The sequence below is a fragment of the Cryobacterium sp. TMT4-10 genome (genome assembly GCF_004403275.1).
GTDB lineage: Bacteria > Actinomycetota > Actinomycetes > Actinomycetales > Microbacteriaceae > Cryobacterium > Cryobacterium shii.
Window position 1 is genome coordinate 1 of the sequence record NZ_SOGU01000021.1, and the last position, 18,921, is coordinate 18,921.

16 protein-coding genes, 1 tRNA gene, 1 other RNA gene and 2 pseudogenes are annotated in these 18,921 nt (G+C 67.4%); 9 read left to right on the plus strand and 11 right to left on the minus strand.

Features of this window, described 5'->3' with window-relative positions:
- From E3T42_RS17545 to E3T42_RS02550, 3 genes and pseudogenes are all read right to left on the minus strand, one after another.
- Positions 1-306: pseudogene (locus E3T42_RS17545) on the minus strand (endonuclease); the annotation flags it as partial.
- A gap of 166 nt (positions 307-472) precedes the next feature.
- A pseudogene (locus E3T42_RS17550) lies at positions 473-934 on the minus strand (hypothetical protein); the annotation flags it as partial.
- 36 nt (positions 935-970) lie between these two features.
- A complete protein-coding gene (locus tag E3T42_RS02550; protein ID WP_134402399.1) occupies positions 971-2,353 on the minus strand; it encodes a cation:dicarboxylate symporter family transporter in 1,383 nt (460 codons plus the stop codon).
- A 172-nt stretch (positions 2,354-2,525) separates the two neighbouring features.
- Between E3T42_RS02550 and E3T42_RS02555 the strand changes: the two genes are divergently transcribed.
- On the plus strand, positions 2,526-4,235 hold the full coding sequence (locus E3T42_RS02555) for a sensor histidine kinase (RefSeq protein ID WP_134402400.1): 1,710 nt from the start codon (positions 2,526-2,528) through the stop codon (positions 4,233-4,235).
- Complete coding sequence (locus E3T42_RS02560; RefSeq protein ID WP_134402401.1) at positions 4,228-4,932, plus strand: response regulator; 705 nt, start codon at positions 4,228-4,230, stop codon at positions 4,930-4,932. The genes E3T42_RS02555 and E3T42_RS02560 overlap by 8 nt, the downstream gene beginning before the upstream one ends.
- A 184-nt stretch (positions 4,933-5,116) precedes the next feature.
- On the opposite strand, the gene E3T42_RS02565 is transcribed toward E3T42_RS02560, so the two are convergent.
- Both E3T42_RS02565 and E3T42_RS02570 read right to left on the minus strand, forming a co-directional pair.
- Positions 5,117-5,629, minus strand: a complete 513-nt coding sequence (locus E3T42_RS02565) for a DUF664 domain-containing protein (RefSeq protein WP_134365121.1) — start codon at positions 5,627-5,629, stop codon at positions 5,117-5,119.
- Positions 5,630-5,739: 110 nt separating this feature from the next.
- Positions 5,740-5,815: transfer RNA gene (locus E3T42_RS02570), tRNA-Lys, on the minus strand.
- 124 nt (positions 5,816-5,939) lie between these two features.
- Between E3T42_RS02570 and hisN the strand changes: the two genes are divergently transcribed.
- The 4 genes from hisN (at position 5,940) to E3T42_RS02590 (ending at position 9,963) form a co-directional block, all read left to right on the plus strand.
- Positions 5,940-6,782, plus strand: coding sequence for a histidinol-phosphatase (hisN, locus tag E3T42_RS02575; RefSeq protein WP_134365122.1), 843 nt, complete (start codon positions 5,940-5,942; stop codon positions 6,780-6,782).
- 94 nt (positions 6,783-6,876) lie between these two features.
- Positions 6,877-7,344, plus strand: coding sequence for a septum formation family protein (locus E3T42_RS02580; RefSeq protein WP_134365123.1), 468 nt, complete (start codon positions 6,877-6,879; stop codon positions 7,342-7,344).
- Positions 7,345-7,424: 80 nt separating this feature from the next.
- Positions 7,425-8,588 (plus strand): globin domain-containing protein, encoded by a 1,164-nt coding sequence (locus tag E3T42_RS02585; protein WP_134365124.1) that lies wholly within the window; start codon positions 7,425-7,427, stop codon positions 8,586-8,588.
- Positions 8,589-8,748: 160 nt separating this feature from the next.
- Positions 8,749-9,963 carry a multicopper oxidase domain-containing protein gene (locus tag E3T42_RS02590; RefSeq protein ID WP_198418087.1) on the plus strand — a complete coding sequence of 405 codons (1,215 nt, stop codon included), beginning with the start codon at positions 8,749-8,751 and terminating at the stop codon, positions 9,961-9,963.
- A 43-nt stretch (positions 9,964-10,006) separates the two neighbouring features.
- On the opposite strand, the gene E3T42_RS02595 is transcribed toward E3T42_RS02590, so the two are convergent.
- The 6 genes from E3T42_RS02595 to prfB all read right to left on the minus strand — a co-directional run bounded on the left by E3T42_RS02595 (position 10,007) and on the right by prfB (position 16,259).
- Positions 10,007-11,731, minus strand: coding sequence for a SulP family inorganic anion transporter (locus E3T42_RS02595; RefSeq protein WP_134365126.1), 1,725 nt, complete (start codon positions 11,729-11,731; stop codon positions 10,007-10,009).
- Between the two features lie 151 nt (positions 11,732-11,882).
- Positions 11,883-12,257, minus strand: a transfer-messenger RNA (tmRNA) gene (gene ssrA, locus E3T42_RS02600).
- Between the two features lie 135 nt (positions 12,258-12,392).
- A complete protein-coding gene (smpB, locus tag E3T42_RS02605) occupies positions 12,393-12,869 on the minus strand; it encodes an SsrA-binding protein SmpB (RefSeq protein WP_104193627.1) in 477 nt (158 codons plus the stop codon).
- A gap of 87 nt (positions 12,870-12,956) precedes the next feature.
- A complete protein-coding gene (gene ftsX, locus E3T42_RS02610) occupies positions 12,957-13,871 on the minus strand; it encodes a permease-like cell division protein FtsX (RefSeq protein ID WP_134365127.1) in 915 nt (304 codons plus the stop codon).
- The gene (gene ftsE / locus E3T42_RS02615) at positions 13,868-15,061 is read right to left on the minus strand and encodes a cell division ATP-binding protein FtsE (RefSeq protein ID WP_134402403.1); all 1,194 of its coding nucleotides are present in this window, start codon (positions 15,059-15,061) and stop codon (positions 13,868-13,870) included. The genes ftsX and ftsE overlap by 4 nt, the downstream gene beginning before the upstream one ends.
- An 88-nt stretch (positions 15,062-15,149) precedes the next feature.
- Positions 15,150-16,259 (minus strand): peptide chain release factor 2, encoded by a 1,110-nt coding sequence (prfB, locus tag E3T42_RS02620; protein ID WP_134365129.1) that lies wholly within the window; start codon positions 16,257-16,259, stop codon positions 15,150-15,152.
- A 75-nt stretch (positions 16,260-16,334) separates the two neighbouring features.
- Between prfB and E3T42_RS02625 the strand changes: the two genes are divergently transcribed.
- Genes E3T42_RS02625 through E3T42_RS02635 form a run of 3 tightly spaced genes read left to right on the plus strand, consistent with a single transcriptional unit; the run spans position 16,335 to position 18,810 of the window.
- Positions 16,335-17,606 carry an MFS transporter gene (locus E3T42_RS02625; RefSeq protein ID WP_134365130.1) on the plus strand — a complete coding sequence of 424 codons (1,272 nt, stop codon included), beginning with the start codon at positions 16,335-16,337 and terminating at the stop codon, positions 17,604-17,606.
- 59 nt (positions 17,607-17,665) lie between these two features.
- On the plus strand, positions 17,666-18,151 hold the full coding sequence (locus tag E3T42_RS02630) for a nitroreductase family deazaflavin-dependent oxidoreductase (protein ID WP_134402404.1): 486 nt from the start codon (positions 17,666-17,668) through the stop codon (positions 18,149-18,151).
- Between the two features lie 2 nt (positions 18,152-18,153).
- On the plus strand, positions 18,154-18,810 hold the full coding sequence (locus tag E3T42_RS02635) for a pentapeptide repeat-containing protein (protein ID WP_134365132.1): 657 nt from the start codon (positions 18,154-18,156) through the stop codon (positions 18,808-18,810).
- The last annotated feature ends 111 nt before the right edge of the window (positions 18,811-18,921 follow it).

The window sequence follows — 18,921 nt, forward strand, 5'->3', positions numbered from 1 at the left end:
GTCCGCGTCGATCGGGCCGTAACCCTCCAGATGGGCCGGTTCGTCGTTGAGACCCATCAGACTGAACACCGGGACCGTGATGTTCACCGAACCGCGGATCCCCTTGCCGAGTCCCGACGGCGTCACCCCGTCGAGGATGAGATCCTCGAACACATCCGCCTTCAACTGGGTCAGGGTTCGTTCCTCCTCCTTGCACTGCAGGCTCAGGGCCATCAGCGTCACCCGTTCGTACGCGGCCTGCGCCTTCTCCGCGCTGGCGTAGAAGGTGAGCGACGCCATCCCGTCCGGCTCGGGCTCGAAGAACACCGCCCGATCCTTCACCGACTTCTGATGCCGGGCCTTGATCGTCTCCGGGTGCCACCGCTCCCGCAGAGTCCGGGCGTTGTACTTCAGCTTCGACGCGGTNCGACCAGGCCTGATTGACCACCACCTGCGCGTGCCGATAGCTGATCTCCCCCGACGCCAGCGCCGCCCGGGTCGCCGGGAGATCCACGGCCAGGGCCCGGCTCTCCGCGACCAGGTTCTCCGCCGTGCGCTGCGGCACCCGGATCGTGCAGGCCAGCTCGCTCGAGAACTCCCGTTCGGCGACCTCACGTGCGTCCCACCGGGCCCCCGGCACCCGGGCATTGTGGTGGGCGATGGCCTGCCCGAATCGGCGGGCCGCCTCGACCCGTTCGGCCCGCCGGGCGAAGGCCGCGGCGATGTCCCGTTCTGCCTCGGCAATGGCGTCGAAATGCCGGCCCATGGCCTCTCGCTCTTCGATGAATGACGGCTTCATGAGACCTACGCTAGGGGCACCCACCGACACTGCCCCGGCATCCGTGGATGCTGTGGATAAGCCGATCAGACCCACATTGTGGAGGAGGAAGCGAGCCTGGAAACCGCGGATGCCGCCCGGGGAAGATTTCTCCCCGGACGGCATCCGCCCCCCCATTTCGGTCTCACCCCCCGGTCAGACCCTTGGTCTCACTCAGACGGTGAGTGACGCCGTCTGAGCCGCCTTTTCGTTTTCCCGTGCCGTCTCGGCCGCGGTCGGAACACCGTGGTGGGCGATCATCGTGGTCTCGTCGAAGGGGGCGTGGCGGTCGAGCACCAGGTCGACCTGGGCCCGGTCGATCTCCTTGGTCCAGGAGCCGATCAGAACCGTGGCGACGGCGTTGCCGGTGAAGTTCGTGAGCGCACGGGCCTCGGACATGAACCGGTCGATGCCGACGATGAACCCGACACCGTCGAGCAACTGCGGTGCATGCGACTGCAGGCCGGCGGCGAGCGTCGCGATTCCAGCGCCCGAAACGCCGGCGGCACCCTTGGACGCGATGATCATGAAGACGAGGAGCCCGATCTGCTCGCCCAGGTTGAGCGGCTGGCCCATGGCGGTCGCGATGAACAGCGACGCCATCGTGAGGTAGATGGCGGTGCCGTCCAAGTTGAAGGAGTAACCGGTGGGAACCGTGACGCCCACGACCGGCTTGGACACGCCGAGGTGCTCCATCTTGGCGATCAGGCGCGGCAGCGCGGCTTCGGAGGAGGAGGTCGAGAAGATCAGCAGGTATTCGCGGCCGAGGTAGCGCATCAGCTTGAAGATGTTGACGCCGGTGACGATCTTGAGCAGCCCGCCGAGGACGACCACGATGAACAGCGCGCAGGTCAGGTAGAACGCGCCCATCAGGGTGAAGAGACTGATCACGGCCTGGATGCCGGTGGCACCGACGACGGCGGCGATGGCACCGAAGGCACCGATCGGGGCGAGCCACATGACCATGATCAGGATGCGGAAGACCAGGGCCTGAACGTGCGCGATGCCTTCGAGGATCGGCTTGCCGGCCGCTCCCATCTTCTGCAGGGCGAAGCCGGCGATGAGCGCCACCAGGAGGGTCTGCAGGATGTTGCCGGCGGTCAGCGCCGAGAACAGGGTGGTCGGGATGATGCCGAGGAAGAAGTTCGTTTCGACGGCTTCCGGCGGCACGAAGGTGGTCGAGTTGAGGTCCAGACCCGAACCCGGCTTGACCAGGTTGCCCACGAACAGGCCGATGCCCAGCGCGAAGGTCGACATGATCAGGAAGTAACCCAGGGCCAGGCCGCCGATCCGGCCGACCGTGGCCGCCTTGGCGATGGATCCGATGCCGAGGACGATCGTGCAGAAGATGATCGGCGAGATCATCATCTTGATCAGGGCGATGAAGATGTCACCGAGGGGCTTGAGCGATACGGCGAATCCGTCTGCGCCACCGAAGAGCAGGCCCACGACGACGCCGAGGATCACCGCGACGATGACCGCCATATAGAGATAATGGGATTTGTCGAACTTCTTCTTCGCCGGCTTTGCAGCACGGGTGGAGGGCAGCGATGCCATGTCAAGACTCCTTTGTCTGGTAACTAGGCTGGAGGCAGGCGCCAGATGCGCCCGCGGCGAGCCGTGGTGAAGTCCACACTGGTCGACCGGGTCCGATACACCGTCGTTGCGGTCATATTGGTCACGGATGCCCGCAGGCGAACGGCCGCACACGGCGCGAAAGAAGGATGCGATGGGGCACGACTGGAGCATTGCGCGTCGCCTGTTCCTGGCGAACGCGCTCTTCATCCTCGCGATGACTGTCTTCGTGGGCACGGCCGCTTTCGTCGACGCCCGGGACCGCGGCTTCGCGGAAGCCGAGAACCGGATGCTGTCGGTCGCGACCTCGATCGCCGACAGCCCCCTGGTGCTGTCGGCCGCCCGCTCGACTGATCCGAGCCGCATCCTGCAGCCCTACGCGCTGCGAGTGTCCGAGGATGCCGGGCTCGACTTCATCACGATCATGGCCCCCGATCGCACCCGCTGGACCCACCCGACGCCGTCCGAAATCGGGCGGCCCTACATCGGCACGGTCAAGCCTGCCCTGGCCGGGGAGCCCTTCACCGAGGTCACGACCGGCACCCTCGGGCCATCCGTGCGTGCGATAGTGCCGGTCACCGATGACACGGGTGCCGTGCTCGGCCTCGTGGCCGCCGGAGTGAAGACGAGCAACCTCTCCATCGCCCTGAGCGCACGGCTGCCGGCCGTGCTGGCCGTGGCCCTGATCCTGCTGGCGGCCGGCACGGTCGCCAGCTGGCTCCTCGGACGCTACCTGAGCCGGGTCACGCTCGGCTGGGGGCCGGAACAACTGGCCCAGCTGTTCGTCTACTACGACTCCGTGCTGCACTCCGTGCGTGAGGGGCTCGTGCTGGTCAACCTCTCCGGTGAGGTCGTGCTCTACAACGACCAGGCCGCTCGGCTGCTGGGCGTACCGGTCCGGGCAACCGCGGTGCCGTCGCCCGGACCGGGCCGGCGGGCATCCGTCGCGGCCGCGCTCAGCCTCGACCGGCTCGACCTGCCCCCGGGGCTCGGTGCCCTGCTGCAGAGCGGCCGGTCCGCGGTCGATGAAATCCACCTCACCGACACGCGCGTGCTGGTGGTCAGCCAGAAGCCCGCCCTCCTGCCCGCCGTCGGCCGCCACCAGCCCGCACCCATGGGCTGGGTCGCCACCATCCGCGACCACACGGACATGCAGCACCTGGGCAGTGAGCTGCAGTCGACGCGCACGCTCTCGGATGCCCTCCGCGCCCAGACCCACGAGCACGCGAACCGTCTGCACACCATCGTGTCCCTGATGGAGCTCGGGCGCGGTGCCGAGGCCCTCGACTTCGCGACCAGGGACCTCGAACTGAGCCAGCAGCTGACCGACGACATGATCGACTCGGTCGACGAGCCGGTGCTCAGCGCGCTCCTGATGGGCAAGTTCGCCCAGGCCAGTGAGCTCGGGGTGCTGCTGACCGTCGAGGCGGCCGGGTCGCTGTCCGATTCCGGCCTGTCGGGCCAGGACCTGGTCACCGTCGTGGGCAACCTGGTCGACAATGCCCTCGACGCGGCCGCCGGCGGTGACGCACCCCGCACCGTGCACCTGACCGTCAGGGCGACCGCGCACGTCGTCACCATCGAGGTCGCCGACAGCGGTCCCGGCGTCGCGCCGGAGGCCGTGACCGACATCCTCCAGCGCGGATACAGCACCAAGGAGCCGGGCGCCTACGGCCGAGGCCTGGGGCTCGCCCTCGTGCGGCAGACCGTCAAACGGCTCGGGGGCGACCTCACCATCACCCGGCGCGTGGGTGCCCTGTTCACGGTCACGCTCCCCCACCGGGACGCGGCGGGCATCAGCGCGACTCCCGGCCCGGCTACCGGCGTGGCCGTCGCGGAACCGACGGGAGCAGCGCATGGCTGAGCGGGACATCCGGGTTCTGGTCGTCGAAGACGACGCCATCGCGGCCGAGGCCCATGCGGCCTACCTCGGGCGGCTGCCCGGTTTCGTGCACGCCGGGACGGCCTCGGACGGCCATTCCGGCCTGCGCGCCCTCGCCGCGGCCTCGGCGGCCGGGCAGCCGATCGACCTCGTCCTGATGGACATGACCCTGCCCGACCTGCACGGCCTCGACGTCAGCAGACGGATGCGTGCCGCCGGCCTGACCACGGACATCATCGCCATCACGGCCGTGCGCGAACTGCAGATCGTGCGCGGTGCCGTGGCGGCCGGAATCGTGCAGTACCTGATCAAACCGTTCACCTATGCGACCTTCGCCCAGAAGCTGGCGCACTACCGGGATTTCCGGATCCACCTGGGTGCCCGCACCGCTGTGACCAGCCAGAACGACGTGGACCTCGCCTTCGCCAGCCTGCGCACACCCGCCGACCTGCCCCGGCCCAAGGGCCTGTCCGAGGGCACGCTGGGTGCGGTGATCGAGCTCCTGAAGCTGCAGACCGCACCCGTCTCCTCCAGCGAGGTGATGGAGAAGCTCGGAATCTCGCGGGTGACCGCCCGACGCTACCTGGAGCATCTGGCCGACACGGGAACGCTCGACCGGCAGCCCCGCTACGGAACCCCGGGACGGCCGGAGAACGAATACACCTGGAAGCGCCGCTAGGGCGGCCGGGCCCGCCCGGTGCGGCCGGTGCGGCGTCCAAACGGCGTGCCCGAACGAATTCGACGGAGATTCTGCCGGAAACAGCCCTGAACTGTACCGAAAGGGCACTTTTAGATCAGAATCTCCGTCGAATTGGCTCAGAGCCGGGCGTCGGTTTTGGCCGGGCGTCGGTTTTGGGCGGGCGTCAGAGTCCGGCGCGCTCCGCCAGACCACGCACGTAGGCCGCCTGGCCGGCGTGCTGAAGGTCGTCCGCGAGCACGCTCACCAGCCGGACCGCCAGAGTGACCGGCGGCGTCCACCGCAGGTCGACGACCCGGCCGAAATCAGCGGCGACCAGGGTCGGCAGCCACGCGACCGTGCGGGAATGGACGGCGTCGAAGTAGCCGCCCAGGTGGTCGGCGTCGGGGCGCACCTGCCCCACCTCGAGGGCGGTCTGGCCGTATCCGGTGGCGTCGTTCCCGAACGGAAGGGCGAAACGCTCCGCCCACCCGGCTGCGGTCCAGAGTTGTTTCTCCTCCATGATCTCGGACAGGTGGTCGTCCTGCACCCGGGTCAGGTGCCAGACCAGCCAGGCGACCGAGTTCGCCTGCGAATCCGGCCGGTATGCCAGAATCTCGGGGCCGGCATCCGCGAGCACGTTGTGGACTGCGCCGCGGATCCGGCCGTAGGCATCGATCAGCAGTTCGCTCGACAGCATCCGTGCTCCTTCGTCCGTTTCGAGACAGAGTAGCCCCGGCGATTCCCGCCACAACGGCACAACCCGCAGGCGCAAAAAAAAGACCGGCTTTCGAAGAAGCCGGCCCCTGCTGGTGCACCCCCCCGGACTTGAACCGGGAACCCACTGATTAAGAGTCAGTTGCTCTGCCAATTGAGCTAGAGGTGCGTATTTCTTTTTTATCCGTTCGAGCTACCCCGAACCGACTCGAAAGAGACTAACATCCCGACGCGATCCATGCGAATCGAGCCGCGACCCGGTGTGTCGCGCCAGAATAACTAGGCTGGGGAGCGTGACCGAGCCTCTGATCTACTCCCTCGACGATGACCTTGTCCTTGCGGCCGAACTCGCCGATCTGGCCGATGCGATTTCGCGCGACCGGTTCCACGCGATGGACCTCGTGGTGAGCACCAAACCCGACCGCACGCCCGTGACGGATGCCGACCAGGCGGTCGAGCGCGCCATCCGCACCCACCTGGCCGAGCGGCGCCCGACCGACGGCATCCTGGGCGAGGAGTTCGGCACCGAGGGCTCGACCATCCGGCAGTGGATCATCGACCCCATCGACGGGACGGCAGGCTTCATGCGCGGGATCCCGGTCTGGGGCACGCTGATCTCCCTCGCCATCGACGGCGTCCCCATGCTCGGCATGGTGAGCGCCCCTGCGCTCGGCAAACGCTGGTGGGCACGCACCGGAGGCGGCGCCTGGATGACCGACGAACGCACGCCCGGGGCCGCGCCCGTGCGCCTGCAGGTCTCCGGCGTGACCGAACTCGCGGACGCCTCCCTCAGCTATAACAGCATCCAACAGTGGGATGTCGCCGGTCACCTCGATGCGCTGGTCGCGCTGACCCGGCAGGTCTGGCGCACCCGGGCCTACGGCGACATGTGGTCCTACATGCTCCTCGCCGAAGGCCTGATCGACATCGCCGCCGAGTACGACCTGCAGCCCTACGACATGGCAGCCCTGGCCCCGATCGTGCAGGAGGCCGGCGGCCGCTTCACGTCGGCCGACGGCCGCCCCGGCCCGTGGCACGGCAGCGCGCTGGCCACCAACGGCCTCCTGCACGAGGCGACCCTGCGAGCGCTCCGAAACGCAGTCGCTGGCGGTACCACGGCCGAACCGGCCATCTAGACGGATGGCCGTCGCGCGCCTCCGGCTCGGTGCCCGGCTCATACTGCCGGCCCTGGTGATCGGGACCTTGACCGGATGCAGCATAATCGTCGATATGCTGCCGACGGCTCCCGTCACGGCGGCCCCGCGGACGCTCTCGCCCCTCGCCACCGTGGCCCCGGTCACCGCCCTCCTCGCCGGAGACTGTCTCACCGACTCTGCAGACGAGGCCACCCACGACGACACAGAGGCCACGAAAGAGGATGCGGGTGTGGATGCCGATGTCAGGACCATCCCCGTTCTCCCCTGCTCCGAGACTCACGACTTCGAGGTGTTCGACCGGTTCCCGGTGGCCGGCGAGGCTTTCCCCGGCGACATGGCGGTCACAGCGGCGGCCGAATCGGGCTGCGCGTCCGGGTTCGAGGGCTTCACCGGGATGCCGTATCAGGACTCCTCACTGGACTTGGACTACTTCACTCCGACCGAGCGGAGCTGGGCCGAGCCGGGCGGCCGTAACGTCGTCTGCCTGATCTTCGACCCGTCAGGCGCCGGAACCGGCAGTCTCAAGGGGGCTGAGCGCTGACATCGCTGAGCCGGGCGCGTCACACAGCGGTTATTTGAAATGATAGCTTTGAGTTAAATCCCTCAATGCTTGGAGTCTGCATGCTCTCTACCCAGTCACTGCCCCTGATCGAAGCGACACTGCCCCTGGTTGGGGAGCGCATGCCCGAGATCGCGAAGAACTTTTACGGCCGTATGCTAACCGCCCACCCCGAGCTCTTCGACGGGCTATTCAGCCGCTCGAACCAGAAGAACGGCTCGCAGCAACAGGCCCTGGCCGGCAGCATCGCGGTCTTCGCGACCCATCTGGTGAACAATCCCGAGACGACCCCCGAGGCCATGCTGTCCCGCATCGCCCACAAGCACATCTCCCTCGACATCCAGCCCGAGCAGTACGACATCGTCTACAAGTACCTCTTCGAAGCCATCGCCGACGAACTCAGCGACGTCATCACGGCCGAGATCGCAGGCGCCTGGACCGAGGTCTACTGGCTGATGGCCCACGCCCTGATCAAGATGGAAAAGGGCCTCTACGCCGGACTCGCCAGCGACAAGCCTCTCGCCCCCTGGGTCGTCATCAAGAAGGAAACCGCCGGCACCGACGCCGTCACGTTCACACTAGAGCCGGCCGACGACACCCCCGTCACACCCGCCCTGCCGGGCCAGTACGTCAGCGTCACGGCCACCATGCCCGACGGCATCCGCCAGGTGCGCCAGTACTCGCTGTCGGCCGGTACGGCCACGACCCGCGTCTTCACCACCAAGCTTGACGCTGACGGTGAGGTCTCGCCCGTGTTGCACCGTGACGTGCAGGTCGGCGACACCCTGATCCTCTCCGTGCCGTGCGGTGACATCACCCTGGATCAGGGCACCGGCCCGCTGATTCTTGCCTCGGCCGGAATCGGCTGCACGCCGAGCGCGTCGATCCTGCGTTCCCTGGTCGACACCGGCTCGAAGCGCGAGGTGCTCGTGCTGCACGCCGAGAGCAACCTCGAGCGCTGGGCGCTGCGCGACCAGATGAGCGAGGACATCGCGCTGCTCGAGGCGGCCGAACTGGAACTCTGGCTGGAGATCCCGAGCGAGGGCCACCACGAGGGTTTCATGTCGCTCGAGAACGTGACGATTCCGGAGGATGCCTCGGTCTACCTCTGCGGCCCGCTCCCGTTCATGCGCAGCCTGCGCTCACAGGCGCTGGAGTCCGGCGTGCCGGCCGAGCGCATCCACTACGAGATCTTCGGTCCCGACCTCTGGCTCGCCGGCGTCTAATTCGGGCGTCGCACTCCGCTGACAGGATCGGCCCCAGGGCAGACTTCGAACTGATTCGACCGCCTCAACTTCTTCGTAGCCCCGGACTATTATGTCCGCAAGGCCAGCGAAGGCCACCGAATGCCGCCGGCCTACCAACCCGACGAAACGAGGTGTGCCCGTGTCTGAGACCCTGGACCCCACCGAGGGGCCGTCAACGAACCGCCGCGTATCCCAGAACCGGCGGCGCCTGCGCCTCGCCGCGGTCGTCGCCGTGGTGGCGATCGCCTCGGCGCTGGTGCTCGCGCGTCTTTTTGACGGCGGCGGCGGCGCGGCGAGCGTGCAGGCGGGCAGCTCCTATGTGCCACAGACCCGCACCTACTTCCTCGCCGCCGATGAGGTCGTTTGGAACTATGCCCCGGCTGGGGCCGACCAGATCACCGGCCAACCGTTCGACGCCGCCGCAGCGGTCTTTGTGGAGTCGGGTCCGCAGCGCATCGGCAGCAGTTATCTGAAGTCGCTGTACCGCGAATACACGGATGCGTCCTTCGGCACCCTCAAGCCGCGCGCCGACGCGGACCAGCGCCTGAGCATGCTCGGCCCGGTCATCCGCGGGGTTGTTGAAGACACGATCAAGGTCGTCTTCCGCAACAATCCGGACCGACCGGCGAGCGTGCACACCCACGGCGTCTTCTACAAGAAGAGCAGCGAGGGGACGCCCTACGACGACGGCACCGAGCCCAGCGACCAGGCGGACGATGCCGTGCCGCCGGGCGGCACCTACACCTATAGCTATGGGGTGCCGGAGCGGGCCGGGCCCATGGACGGCAGCTCGGTGATGTGGATGTACCACTCGCACACGAGCGAGGTCACGGATGACTACGCGGGACTCGTCGGACCGATGGTTATTACGAAGGTGGGTGCCGCCCGTCCCGACGGGACCCCGCGCGACGTGGACCGGGAGTTCTTCCTCCAGTTCAAGGTCAGCGACGAGAAACAGAGCCCCCATCTGGCCTGTAACATCGCCAATTTCACCGGGGACCCGGCATCCGTCGACCCGGAGGACCCAGAATTCGGGGAGAGCAACCTGATGCATTCGATCAACGGCTACGTCTTCGGCAACCAGCCGATTGACTCGCTGACCATGAAGAAGGGCGAGCGGGTGCGCTGGCACGTGATGGGGATGGGCACCGAGGTCGACCTTCACACGCCGCACTGGCACGGCAACACGGTCACCGCACTCGGGATGCGCACGGACGTCGTGAGCCTCCTGCCGGCCAGCATGATGGAGGCCGACATGGTTCCCGACGACGCCGGCACCTGGCTGTTCCATTGCCACGTGAACGACCACATCACCGCGGGCATGTTGACCCGCTATCGGGTGCTCCCCCGGTAGCGAGGGGCTCGCCCGGCGTCACGCCGACCGGACTCGGCCGACGTCACGGCTCGTCGTCCCATTCGGTTCCCTCGAGGTCGCCGCGCAGGGTTCCGGTGGCCTCGTCGACGGCCTCCCCGACGGTGACGGCGAACCGTTCCGGCGGGAACCGCCCGCTCAGCCCGTAGTCGCGCAGGTGGTCTTTCACCGGCCCCTTCATCTCGGCGAAGATCAGGGTGATCCCGCGCGAGGTGAGGAAGTCGTCGAGTTCGAGCAGCTCCTCGACGGCGGTCGTGTCGATGTCGGTGATGGGCTCGGCCGCGAGGATGACCGTTCGCACATCGCTGCCCGCCCGAGTGACCAGGCGACGCACGTAGTCGTCGAAGATGCCGCCGTTGGCGAAGAACAGCGGGGCGTCGAAGCGCACGATGACGATGCCCGGCAGCCGCTCGCCCTCCGGATGCCGCGACAGGTCGTGGTATCCGCGCAGGCCACGGATGCGACCGAGCTCGGCCCGGTAGGGGCGCCAGGCATAGCTGACGAATGCCCCGAGCGACAAGACGATCGCCACACCGATGCCCTCGATCACGCCCACCACCAGGACCCCCAGGAAGGACGCGAGCGAGAGGGCGGCATCCACTTTGTTCATCCGCACCAGCGCGATGAATCCCCTCAGGTCGACCAGCCCGGCGGCGGCGATGATGACGACCGCGGCGATGGTGGCCGACGGGAGGAAATCGGTCAGCGCCGGGGCGAGCACCATGAACACCACGATCAGCACGGCACCGACGATGCCGGTGAGCTGACTGCGGGACCCCGCGCTCTCCGCGACGGGTGTGCGCGACGAGGACGCTGACACGGGGAAGCCGCCCAGCAGGCCGCCCGCGATGTTCGACACCCCGATCGCCGCCATCTCCTGGCTGCCGTCGACGTTCTCTCCGCGGCGCGCCGCAAACGTGCGCGACAGCACGGCCGTGTCGGCGAACGCGATCAGGGCGACGCCCAGGGCGGGGAGGGCCAGCGCCGCCACATCGGCCCAGACCAGACCGCCGAGGGCCGGGGCAGGCAGCCCCTGCGGCATCGCCCCGACCACCGGGAGCGTGTCCTGCAGCCCCAGCACGGCCGTCAGGACCGTCGCCGCGACCACGGCCACGAGCACACCGGGAATGCGCGACTTTCCCCAGGACAGCCCGACGATGATGAGGAGCGACCCGAGCCCGAACAGGAGGGCCGTCACGTCGACCCGCCCATCCAGAACACCGGTGACGATGGCCGTGACGTCTCCCAGCGGCGTAGCCGAGTCGATGGAGAAACCCAGGAACGCGGGCAGTTGCGACAGGATCACCAGGATGGCCAGCGCATTGAGGTAGCCGACCCGGATCGGCTTGGAGAGAAGGTCGGTCACGAAGCCGAGGCGCAGCACCCCGCCGAGGGCCAGAATCACGCCGACCATGATCGCCAGGAGCCCGGCCAACGCGACCGCGCGCGCGTCATCGCCGACGGCCAGGGGAAGCACCACCGCCGCGATGATCGGCGCCAGCGCGGAATCAGGCCCGAGGACCAGCACCCGCGACGGTCCGAACAGGGCGTACGCGAGCAGGGGGATGATCGTGGCGTACAACCCGGTTTCGGGCGGGAGGCCGGCCACCTCGGCATAGCCGATTCCGACCGGGATCAGCAGCGCGGTCAGCACGACTCCTGCTCGTAGGTCGGGCAACAGCCACGCGCGGCGGTAGGTCAGCGCGGTGTCGACTCCCGGCACCCACCTCCGCAGCCAGGTCGCAGTCATCCAGTTCCCTTCCCGGCCCCATCTTGCTGCATCCGATGTCGGTTGTGTGTCGCGAAACAGGGAAAGGGCCCGAACAACGAAAGGCCCGAACAACGAAAGGCCCGAACCTTGGGGTTCGGGCCTTTCGACTCACAGGTGTGACAGGAACCGGTGGTGGAGATGGGGGGAATTGAACCCCCGTCCACTGCTGTGGTCATATGCCTTCTACGGGTGTATCCAGTGAAATCGTTCTACTCGGCTCCGGAATTTGCCACTGGCATCTAATCCGACAAGCCCAGCCCTCGTTCAAGTCCCCCTACACCCCGCGGCTCAGAGTAGGAGCAATCTCTCTAAATGACGTCAGGATCCGGGTAGAGAGCATTCCCGGCCTGGCGGACTTCTTAGTGCGCTCGCTTAGGCAGCGAGGGCGAAGTCAGTGCGGTTTGATTTGGCACTTATTGTTTTGCAGAGATCGTTTACGAGATAACCCTGCATCCTCGACCCGCTTCTCATAATTGCGCAGGCAATGTCGAAACCGATCATCCCCCTGTGCACTCACTGCCGCCGTGGCGGCATTCAAGTGGGTTCCTGTCACACGCTGTTGAGTTTTCAATCTGCACGGCGCGACCAGATCGGCCGCTTCGTACAGCCCCTTAGCTTACAACACACCAGGGGCGGATGGCTAGTCGCCGAGGTTCTTGCGGGCGGAGATGGCCCGGTCGGACTCGCGCTTGTCCTGGCGCTCGCGCAACGTCTGGCGCTTGTCGTATTCCTTCTTGCCCTTGGCGACCGCGATCTCGACCTTGGCCTTGCCGTTCTTGAAGTACAAGCGCAGCGGCACGAGCGTGTAGCCGCCCTCTTTGGTCTTGTGGCTGATCTTGATGATCTCCTGCTTATGCATCAGGAGTTTGCGCTTGCGGCGGGGCGGGTGGTTGGTCCAGGTGCCGGCGACGTACTCCTGGATGTGCACGGCGTCGAGCCAGATCTCGCCGTTCTCGATGAAGGCGTAGCCGTCCACGAGCGAGGCCCGACCGGCCCGGAGGGACTTCACTTCGGTGCCGCTGAGCACCATCCCGGCCTCGTAGGTCTCCTCGATGAGGTAATCGTGGCGTGCCTTGCGATTGGTCGAGACGACCTTCTCGCCTATTTCCCTGGGCACGGACTTGCTCCTCAACTCGGTGTGTTTGCTCGGACGCGATACCGACCAGCCCATCAGTCTAGCGGGCTCACGGATGCCGGCCGCGGGTCAGACCTTCAGATACCGGGTAATGGCGAAGTTGGCCGAGAACGCCGCCAGCACGGCGCCGACCAGGAGCAGGATCGGAACCACCACCAGGGCGTCGTCGACCCCGACCAGCGAAAAGCTGGTCAGCCGGTCGCCCAGATAACCCTGAACGAACCAGAGCACGATTGCCATAACTGCGCCTCCCGCCAGCAGGGAGCCGAGGAGTGCGGCGAACACGCCTTCCAGGATGAACGGCGTTTGGATGAACCGGTTGGATGCCCCGACCAGCCTCATAATGCCCAGCTCCCTCCGCCGGGAGAACGCCGACAGGCGAATGGTGGTCGCGATCAGCAGGGCCGCCGCCACAAGCATCAGCGAGGCGATCCCGATCGCGGTGTAACTGGCCACATTCAGCACGGCGAAGATCTGATCCAGGTACTTGCGCTGGTCGGCCACGTTCTCGACCCCCGATACCCCGGACAAGCTCTCGACGAGAACGTCGGACTGCGAGGGGTCCTTCAGGTTCACCCAGAACGTCTGGTTCAACTGGTCGGGGGTGACGTAGTCTGCCACCGGGTTGCCCGAGAACTGCTTCTTGAAGTTCTCGAACGCCTGGTCGTGGGTCTCGAAGTAGTACTTGTCGATGAACGGTGCCAGGGTGGGCGATTCGAGCTGAGCCGTGACCGTGTCGATCTGTTCCTGCGTCGCCTCACCGGCGGTGCAGGTTTCACCGGGCGAGATCGCGGTGCACATGTAGATGCCCACCTGCGCGCGGTCGTACCAGAAGTTCTTCATCTGGCCGATCTGCATCTGCATCAGCACGGCGACACCGACGAAGGTCAGCGAGATGAACGTCACGAGCACGACGGATACAACCATGGAGGCGTTGCGGCGCAGGCCGTTGGCGGCTTCGGAGAGCACGAGTCCGAGTCTCATCGGGTGGGCCCTACATTCTGTTCGCCGGTCTGGTCCGGTTTCTCACCCGGAGCGCGCAGCCCGAGCTTCTCGGCCAGGGTCAGTTGCTCCGGCACGTCGTGCTGGGTGGTCGAGAGCGCGGGGCGGGTCATGGCGGGGCCCCCGTCCGCGGCATCCGTCCCAGTGCCCTGTGCGGTGTCGTTGCTGGAATCGGTGCTCTGCACCGGGTGCGCCTGCGTGCCGGTCCTGCCTCTGTCGGCGGCAGCGAGAACGGCCTGGCGGGCGGCCTCTCTGGCCTCGACCAGGGGAACCGGAACCGGTGCGAAGAAGCGGGGCGGCTGGGCGGCGCGCACGGTCGCGGGTTCGGCCACCGGCTCCGTCGCCGGCTCGGCGGGCGATCCGCCGGGCGGCAGGACGGCCGGTTCGGCAGCGGCGGGGTGCACGAGCGGCGCGGACGCCGCGGGTGCGAAGACGGATGCCGCGGGTGCGGACCGGCGTCCGGTGCCGGCCATGACGGTGGGGATGGCCGAGGTGGCGTAGCCGCCCTGACGCTCGTCGCGCACGATCTTGCCGGCCGCCAGCTCGATCACGCGGCGCTGCATCTGGTCGACGATCCCGGCCTCGTGCGTGGCCATGACCACGGTGGTGCCGCCGGCGTTGATGCGTTCCAGCAGCGCCATGATGCCGGCGCTGGTGGTGGGGTCGAGGTTTCCGGTGGGCTCGTCGGCGAGCAGAACCTGCGGCTTGTTGACGATGGCCCGCGCAATCGCCACCCGCTGCTGTTCACCACCGGAGAGCTCGTGCGGCAAGCGCTGGGCCTTCTCGGCCAGACCGACCATCTCCAGGGTGTCGGGCACGGCTTCCTGGATGTAACCACGGGACTTGCCGATGACCTGCAGGCTGAAGGCCACGTTGTCGAACACGCTCTTGTTGGGCAGCAGGCGGAAGTCCTGGAAGACGACTCCGAGGTTGCGGCGGAAGTATGGCACCTTGCGGTTCGAGATCGACCGGAGGTCCTGCCCGAGCACGTGGATGCTGCCGCTGGTGGGTTTGTCCTCCTTCAGCACGAGGCGCAGGCAGGTTGACTTGCCCGAGCCGGACGCGCCGACAAGGAAGACGAACTCACCACGCAGAATCTCGACACTGATGGCGTCCAGGGCGGGTCGGTTCGTTCCCGGATATTGCTTGGTGATGGTGTCAAAACGGATCATGGCCCTTTGAGCCTAAGCAGCCATCCTGAGATTTCTCACAGCGACATACCTATTGCGACAACAGGTGGCGCGACGGAAGAGAGGCTCGCTAGTCCTGCGGAGCCTGTTTGCGCCAGCGGATTCCGGCAGCGATGAAGCCGTCGAGGTCGCCGTCGAAGACCTGGCTGGGGTTGTTGACCTCGTAGTTGGTGCGCAGGTCCTTCACCATTTGGTAGGGCGCGAGCACGTAGCTGCGCATCTGGTCGCCCCAGCTCGCGGTGATGACGCCGGCCAGTTCCTTCTTCGTTGCCGCCTCCTGCTCGCGCTGCAGCAGGAGCAGCCTGGACTGGAGCACGCGCATGGCGGCGGCCCGGTTCTGGATCTGGCTCTTCTCGTTCTGGCAGCTCACGACCGTGCCCGTGGGCAGGTGGGTGATCCGCACGGCGGAGTCGGTGGTGTTCACCGACTGGCCGCCGGGGCCGCTGGAGCGGAAGACATCGACCCGGATGTCGTTCTCGGGCACCTCGATCGATTCGGTCTGCTCGATCAACGGGACCACCTCGACGGCGGCGAACGAGGTCTGGCGTTTGCCGGCCGAGTTGAAGGGGCTCATCCGCACCAGGCGGTGCGTTCCGGCCTCGACGCTCAGGGTGCCGAACGCGTACGGGGCATCCACCTGGATCGTCGCGGACTTGATGCCGGCCTCTTCGGCGTAACCCACGTCGAGCACCTGCACCGGGTAGTCGTGCTGCTCGGCCCAGCGCAGGTACATGCGCAGCAGCATCTCGGCGAAGTCCGCCGCATCCACCCCGCCGGCCCCCGAACGGATGGTGATGACGGCCGGGCGGATGTCGAACTCGCCGTTGAGCAGGGTGTGCACCTCGAGCTCGCCCAGCACTTTCTGCAGGCTCGCCAGCTCGGCCGTGGCCTCGTCGGCGGATTCCTGGTCACCTTCGGCGTTGGCCAGTTCGACCAGCACCTCGAGGTCGTCGAGGCGGCTCTCGATGCTCACGATTCGGGCGAGCTCCGACTGGCGGTGGCTGAGCTCGCTGGTCACCTTCTGGGCGTGCGCGGAGTCATCCCACAGGTCGGGCGCTCCCGCCTGTTCGTTCAGGTCGGCGATATCCGTGCGGAGTCGATCAATGTCGATCACCGACCGGATGTCGCCGAACGTGGCCCGCATCGCGGCGATCTGCTCCGAAAAGTCCAGCTCAATCATGTCAAACCCCAGCCTACCGGGCGGGTTGACGGAGCGCGGGCTGAAGCACCCGGGCTGAAGTAGCATCGAGGAGCCATGAGTATCGCCGAGCGCCCCTTCAGCCTCCGCTCCGTCGCACTCGCGGCGTTCCTGCCGACCCTGCTGTTCTCGATCGGCGAGGGCGCCATCATCCCGCTGATCCCGATCGTGGCCAACGACCTGGGCGCCTCCCTCGCGGTCGCCGGGTTCATCGCGGCCATGATCATGGTGGGCGAACTCGTCGGCGACATCCCGAGCGGGTGGGTGGTGTCCCGCATCGGCGAGCGCAACGCGATGATCTGGGCCGCCATGCTCGCGGTCATCGCCGTGTTGATCTGCATAGCAGCCCCGAACCCGTGGGTGCTGGGGATCGGGATCTTCCTGATCGGCCTGGCCACCGCCGTCTTCGCGCTGGCGCGCCACGCCTTCATGACCAGCTACGTGCCGCTGGCCTTCCGGGCCAGGGCGCTGTCGACCCTCGGCGGCATTTTCCGGGCCGGCTGGTTCGTCGGCCCGTTCATCGCGGCCGGACTCATCCGTCTGACCGGGGGCACGGAGGCCGTCTTCTGGGTGTTCGTGGTCTGCTGTCTCGGCGCGGCCACCATGCTCCTCCTCCTGCCTGACCCCGCAAGCACCTTCGGTGGCCCCGAACTGGCCAGAGCACCGGATGGCACGGTGCATCCGGCCGGCCAGGAGCTCGCGGCCGAGGAATCACAGGGACTGTTCCGCACCATCTGGGGTTACCGGGCCGTTCTCCTGAGGCTGGGCACGGGCGCGGGCCTGATCGGGGCCATGCGGGCGTCCCGCACCGTGCTCCTCCCGCTCTGGGCGGTCAGCATCGGCATCAGCGTGCCCGACATCGCCCTGATCATCGGCATCGCGGGTGCGGTCGACTTCGCCCTGTTCTACGCCAGCGGCCAGATCATGGACCGTTTCGGCCGGATGTGGACCGCTCTCCCGTCGATGATCGGGCTGGGAGCCGGGCACCTCATCCTCGCGTTCACGCACGACCTGCCGACCAACGTGGAGTGGTTCATCGCGGTGGCGATGATCCTGGCTCTGGCGAACGGGATCGGCAGCGGGCTGCTGATGACCCTGGGCGCCGACCTCGCCCCGAAGAACACCAGCCCGGCACCGTTCCTCGGCGCCTGGCGGTTCACCGCCGACCTGGGCGGCGCCGTCGCCCCCCTGGCCGTGGCCGGCCTGACCGCGGTGGCGACCGTGTCGCTGGCCAGCGGCGTGATGGGCGTGTTCGGGCTGTTCGGCGCCGTGATCCTCGGGCGCTACATCCCCCGCTACGCGCCGCGCCGGCCGCGACCGCGCCCCTGATCCGCACCGGGCGAACGGCCGAGGGAATGCGGGTCGGCCCGGTGGCGTTTAATGGTCGTATGCCCCTCATCGGAGAATACGAGCCCGGCACCCAGCAGTGGGTGCGCGACCAGGTCGACCTGTACGAAAGCTCCGGCGGCACGCAGGGCACCACGTTGCGCGGGATGCCCGTCATCGTGCTCACCACCCTCGGCGCGAAGTCGGGCAAGTTGCGCAAGACCCCACTGATGCGCGTGGAACACGAAGGAGCCTATGCCGCCATCGCCTCCCTCGGCGGCAGCCCGAAGAACCCCATCTGGTACGGCAACGTGCTGGCCCACCCGCACGTGGAGCTGCAGGACGGCCCGCACCGCCAGGACATGCTGGCACGCGAGGTCACCGGCACCGAACGCGCGAAGTGGTGGGAGCGGGCCGTGGCCGCGTTCCCCGACTACGCCGCCTACGAGAAGAAGACGAACCGGGTCATCCCGGTGTTCGTGCTCGAGCCCGTTCCCGTCGCCGCCTCGGCCGCCTCGGCCGCCGCCTCCTCCTCCGCCGCCTCCTGACGGTGGCGCGCGCGCAAACCCGGGGCCCGCAACTCGACCGCATCGTGCTGACCGGACTGACGGATGCCGACGGTGGCGACCTCCGCGCCGGTGACAGCCGGGAAGCGGAACGATTCACCGGCTGCGACCTGTCCGGCAGGGACCTGACCGGCATCGGTTTCCAGGAGTGCGAGCTGCGCGGAGTCTCCCTCAGCGATTCGCAGCTGCGCGGGGCATCCGTCGCCGACTGCGTGGCCGGAGAGCTGCACGCAGCCGTCTTCAGCGCGCCCCGCTCCAGTTGGCGGGGCGTTTCGGTCGAGCACTCCCGGCTCGGCTCGGTCGAGCTCTACGAGGCCACCCTGCGCTCCGTTCAGATCGACGGGTCAAAGCTCGATTTCGTGAACCTGCGCGGCGCGACACTCACCGACGTACTGCTCTCTAACTGCATTATCGAAGAGCTCGACCTGGGCGGGGCCACCGTGCAGCGCCTGGAACTGCGCGACTGCCGCATCGGCACCCTCGACGTGACGCGCGCGACGCTCAAGGACGTGGACCTGCGCTCGAGCGATTTCAGCGCCGTCCACGGGCTCGAGGGGCTGCGCGGCGCAACGATCGACGACGCACAGCTGAGCCTGCTGGCGCCGCTGCTCGCCGCCCACCTGGGCATCATCGTCACCTAGCCGTCCCCTGCCCTAGGAGCGTGTGTCAGTAACGCCTATTCGAAGTTGATGCGACGAGATCCGGGCCGATTTGGCCGCAGCGGGCGGGGCGTTGCTGTGGCGGTCGTCGTG

Excerpts from the sequence above, each read along its gene's own strand:
- E3T42_RS02550 (WP_134402399.1), bottom strand. The coding sequence starts at position 2,353 with ATGGCATCGCTGCCCTCCACCCGTGCTGCAAAGCCGGCGAAGAAGAAG.
- E3T42_RS02555 (WP_134402400.1), top strand. The coding sequence starts at position 2,526 with ATGGGGCACGACTGGAGCATTGCGCGTCGCCTGTTCCTGGCGAACGCG.
- E3T42_RS02560 (WP_134402401.1), top strand. The coding sequence starts at position 4,228 with ATGGCTGAGCGGGACATCCGGGTTCTGGTCGTCGAAGACGACGCCATC.
- E3T42_RS02565 (WP_134365121.1), bottom strand. The coding sequence starts at position 5,629 with ATGCTGTCGAGCGAACTGCTGATCGATGCCTACGGCCGGATCCGCGGC.
- E3T42_RS02580 (WP_134365123.1), top strand. The coding sequence starts at position 6,877 with ATGCTGCCGACGGCTCCCGTCACGGCGGCCCCGCGGACGCTCTCGCCC.
- E3T42_RS02585 (WP_134365124.1), top strand. The coding sequence starts at position 7,425 with ATGCTCTCTACCCAGTCACTGCCCCTGATCGAAGCGACACTGCCCCTG.
- E3T42_RS02595 (WP_134365126.1), bottom strand. The coding sequence starts at position 11,731 with ATGACTGCGACCTGGCTGCGGAGGTGGGTGCCGGGAGTCGACACCGCG.
- ftsX (WP_134365127.1), bottom strand. The coding sequence starts at position 13,871 with ATGAGACTCGGACTCGTGCTCTCCGAAGCCGCCAACGGCCTGCGCCGC.
- ftsE (WP_134402403.1), bottom strand. The coding sequence starts at position 15,061 with ATGATCCGTTTTGACACCATCACCAAGCAATATCCGGGAACGAACCGA.
- prfB (WP_134365129.1), bottom strand. The coding sequence starts at position 16,259 with ATGATTGAGCTGGACTTTTCGGAGCAGATCGCCGCGATGCGGGCCACG.
- E3T42_RS02625 (WP_134365130.1), top strand. The coding sequence starts at position 16,335 with ATGAGTATCGCCGAGCGCCCCTTCAGCCTCCGCTCCGTCGCACTCGCG.
- E3T42_RS02630 (WP_134402404.1), top strand. The coding sequence starts at position 17,666 with ATGCCCCTCATCGGAGAATACGAGCCCGGCACCCAGCAGTGGGTGCGC.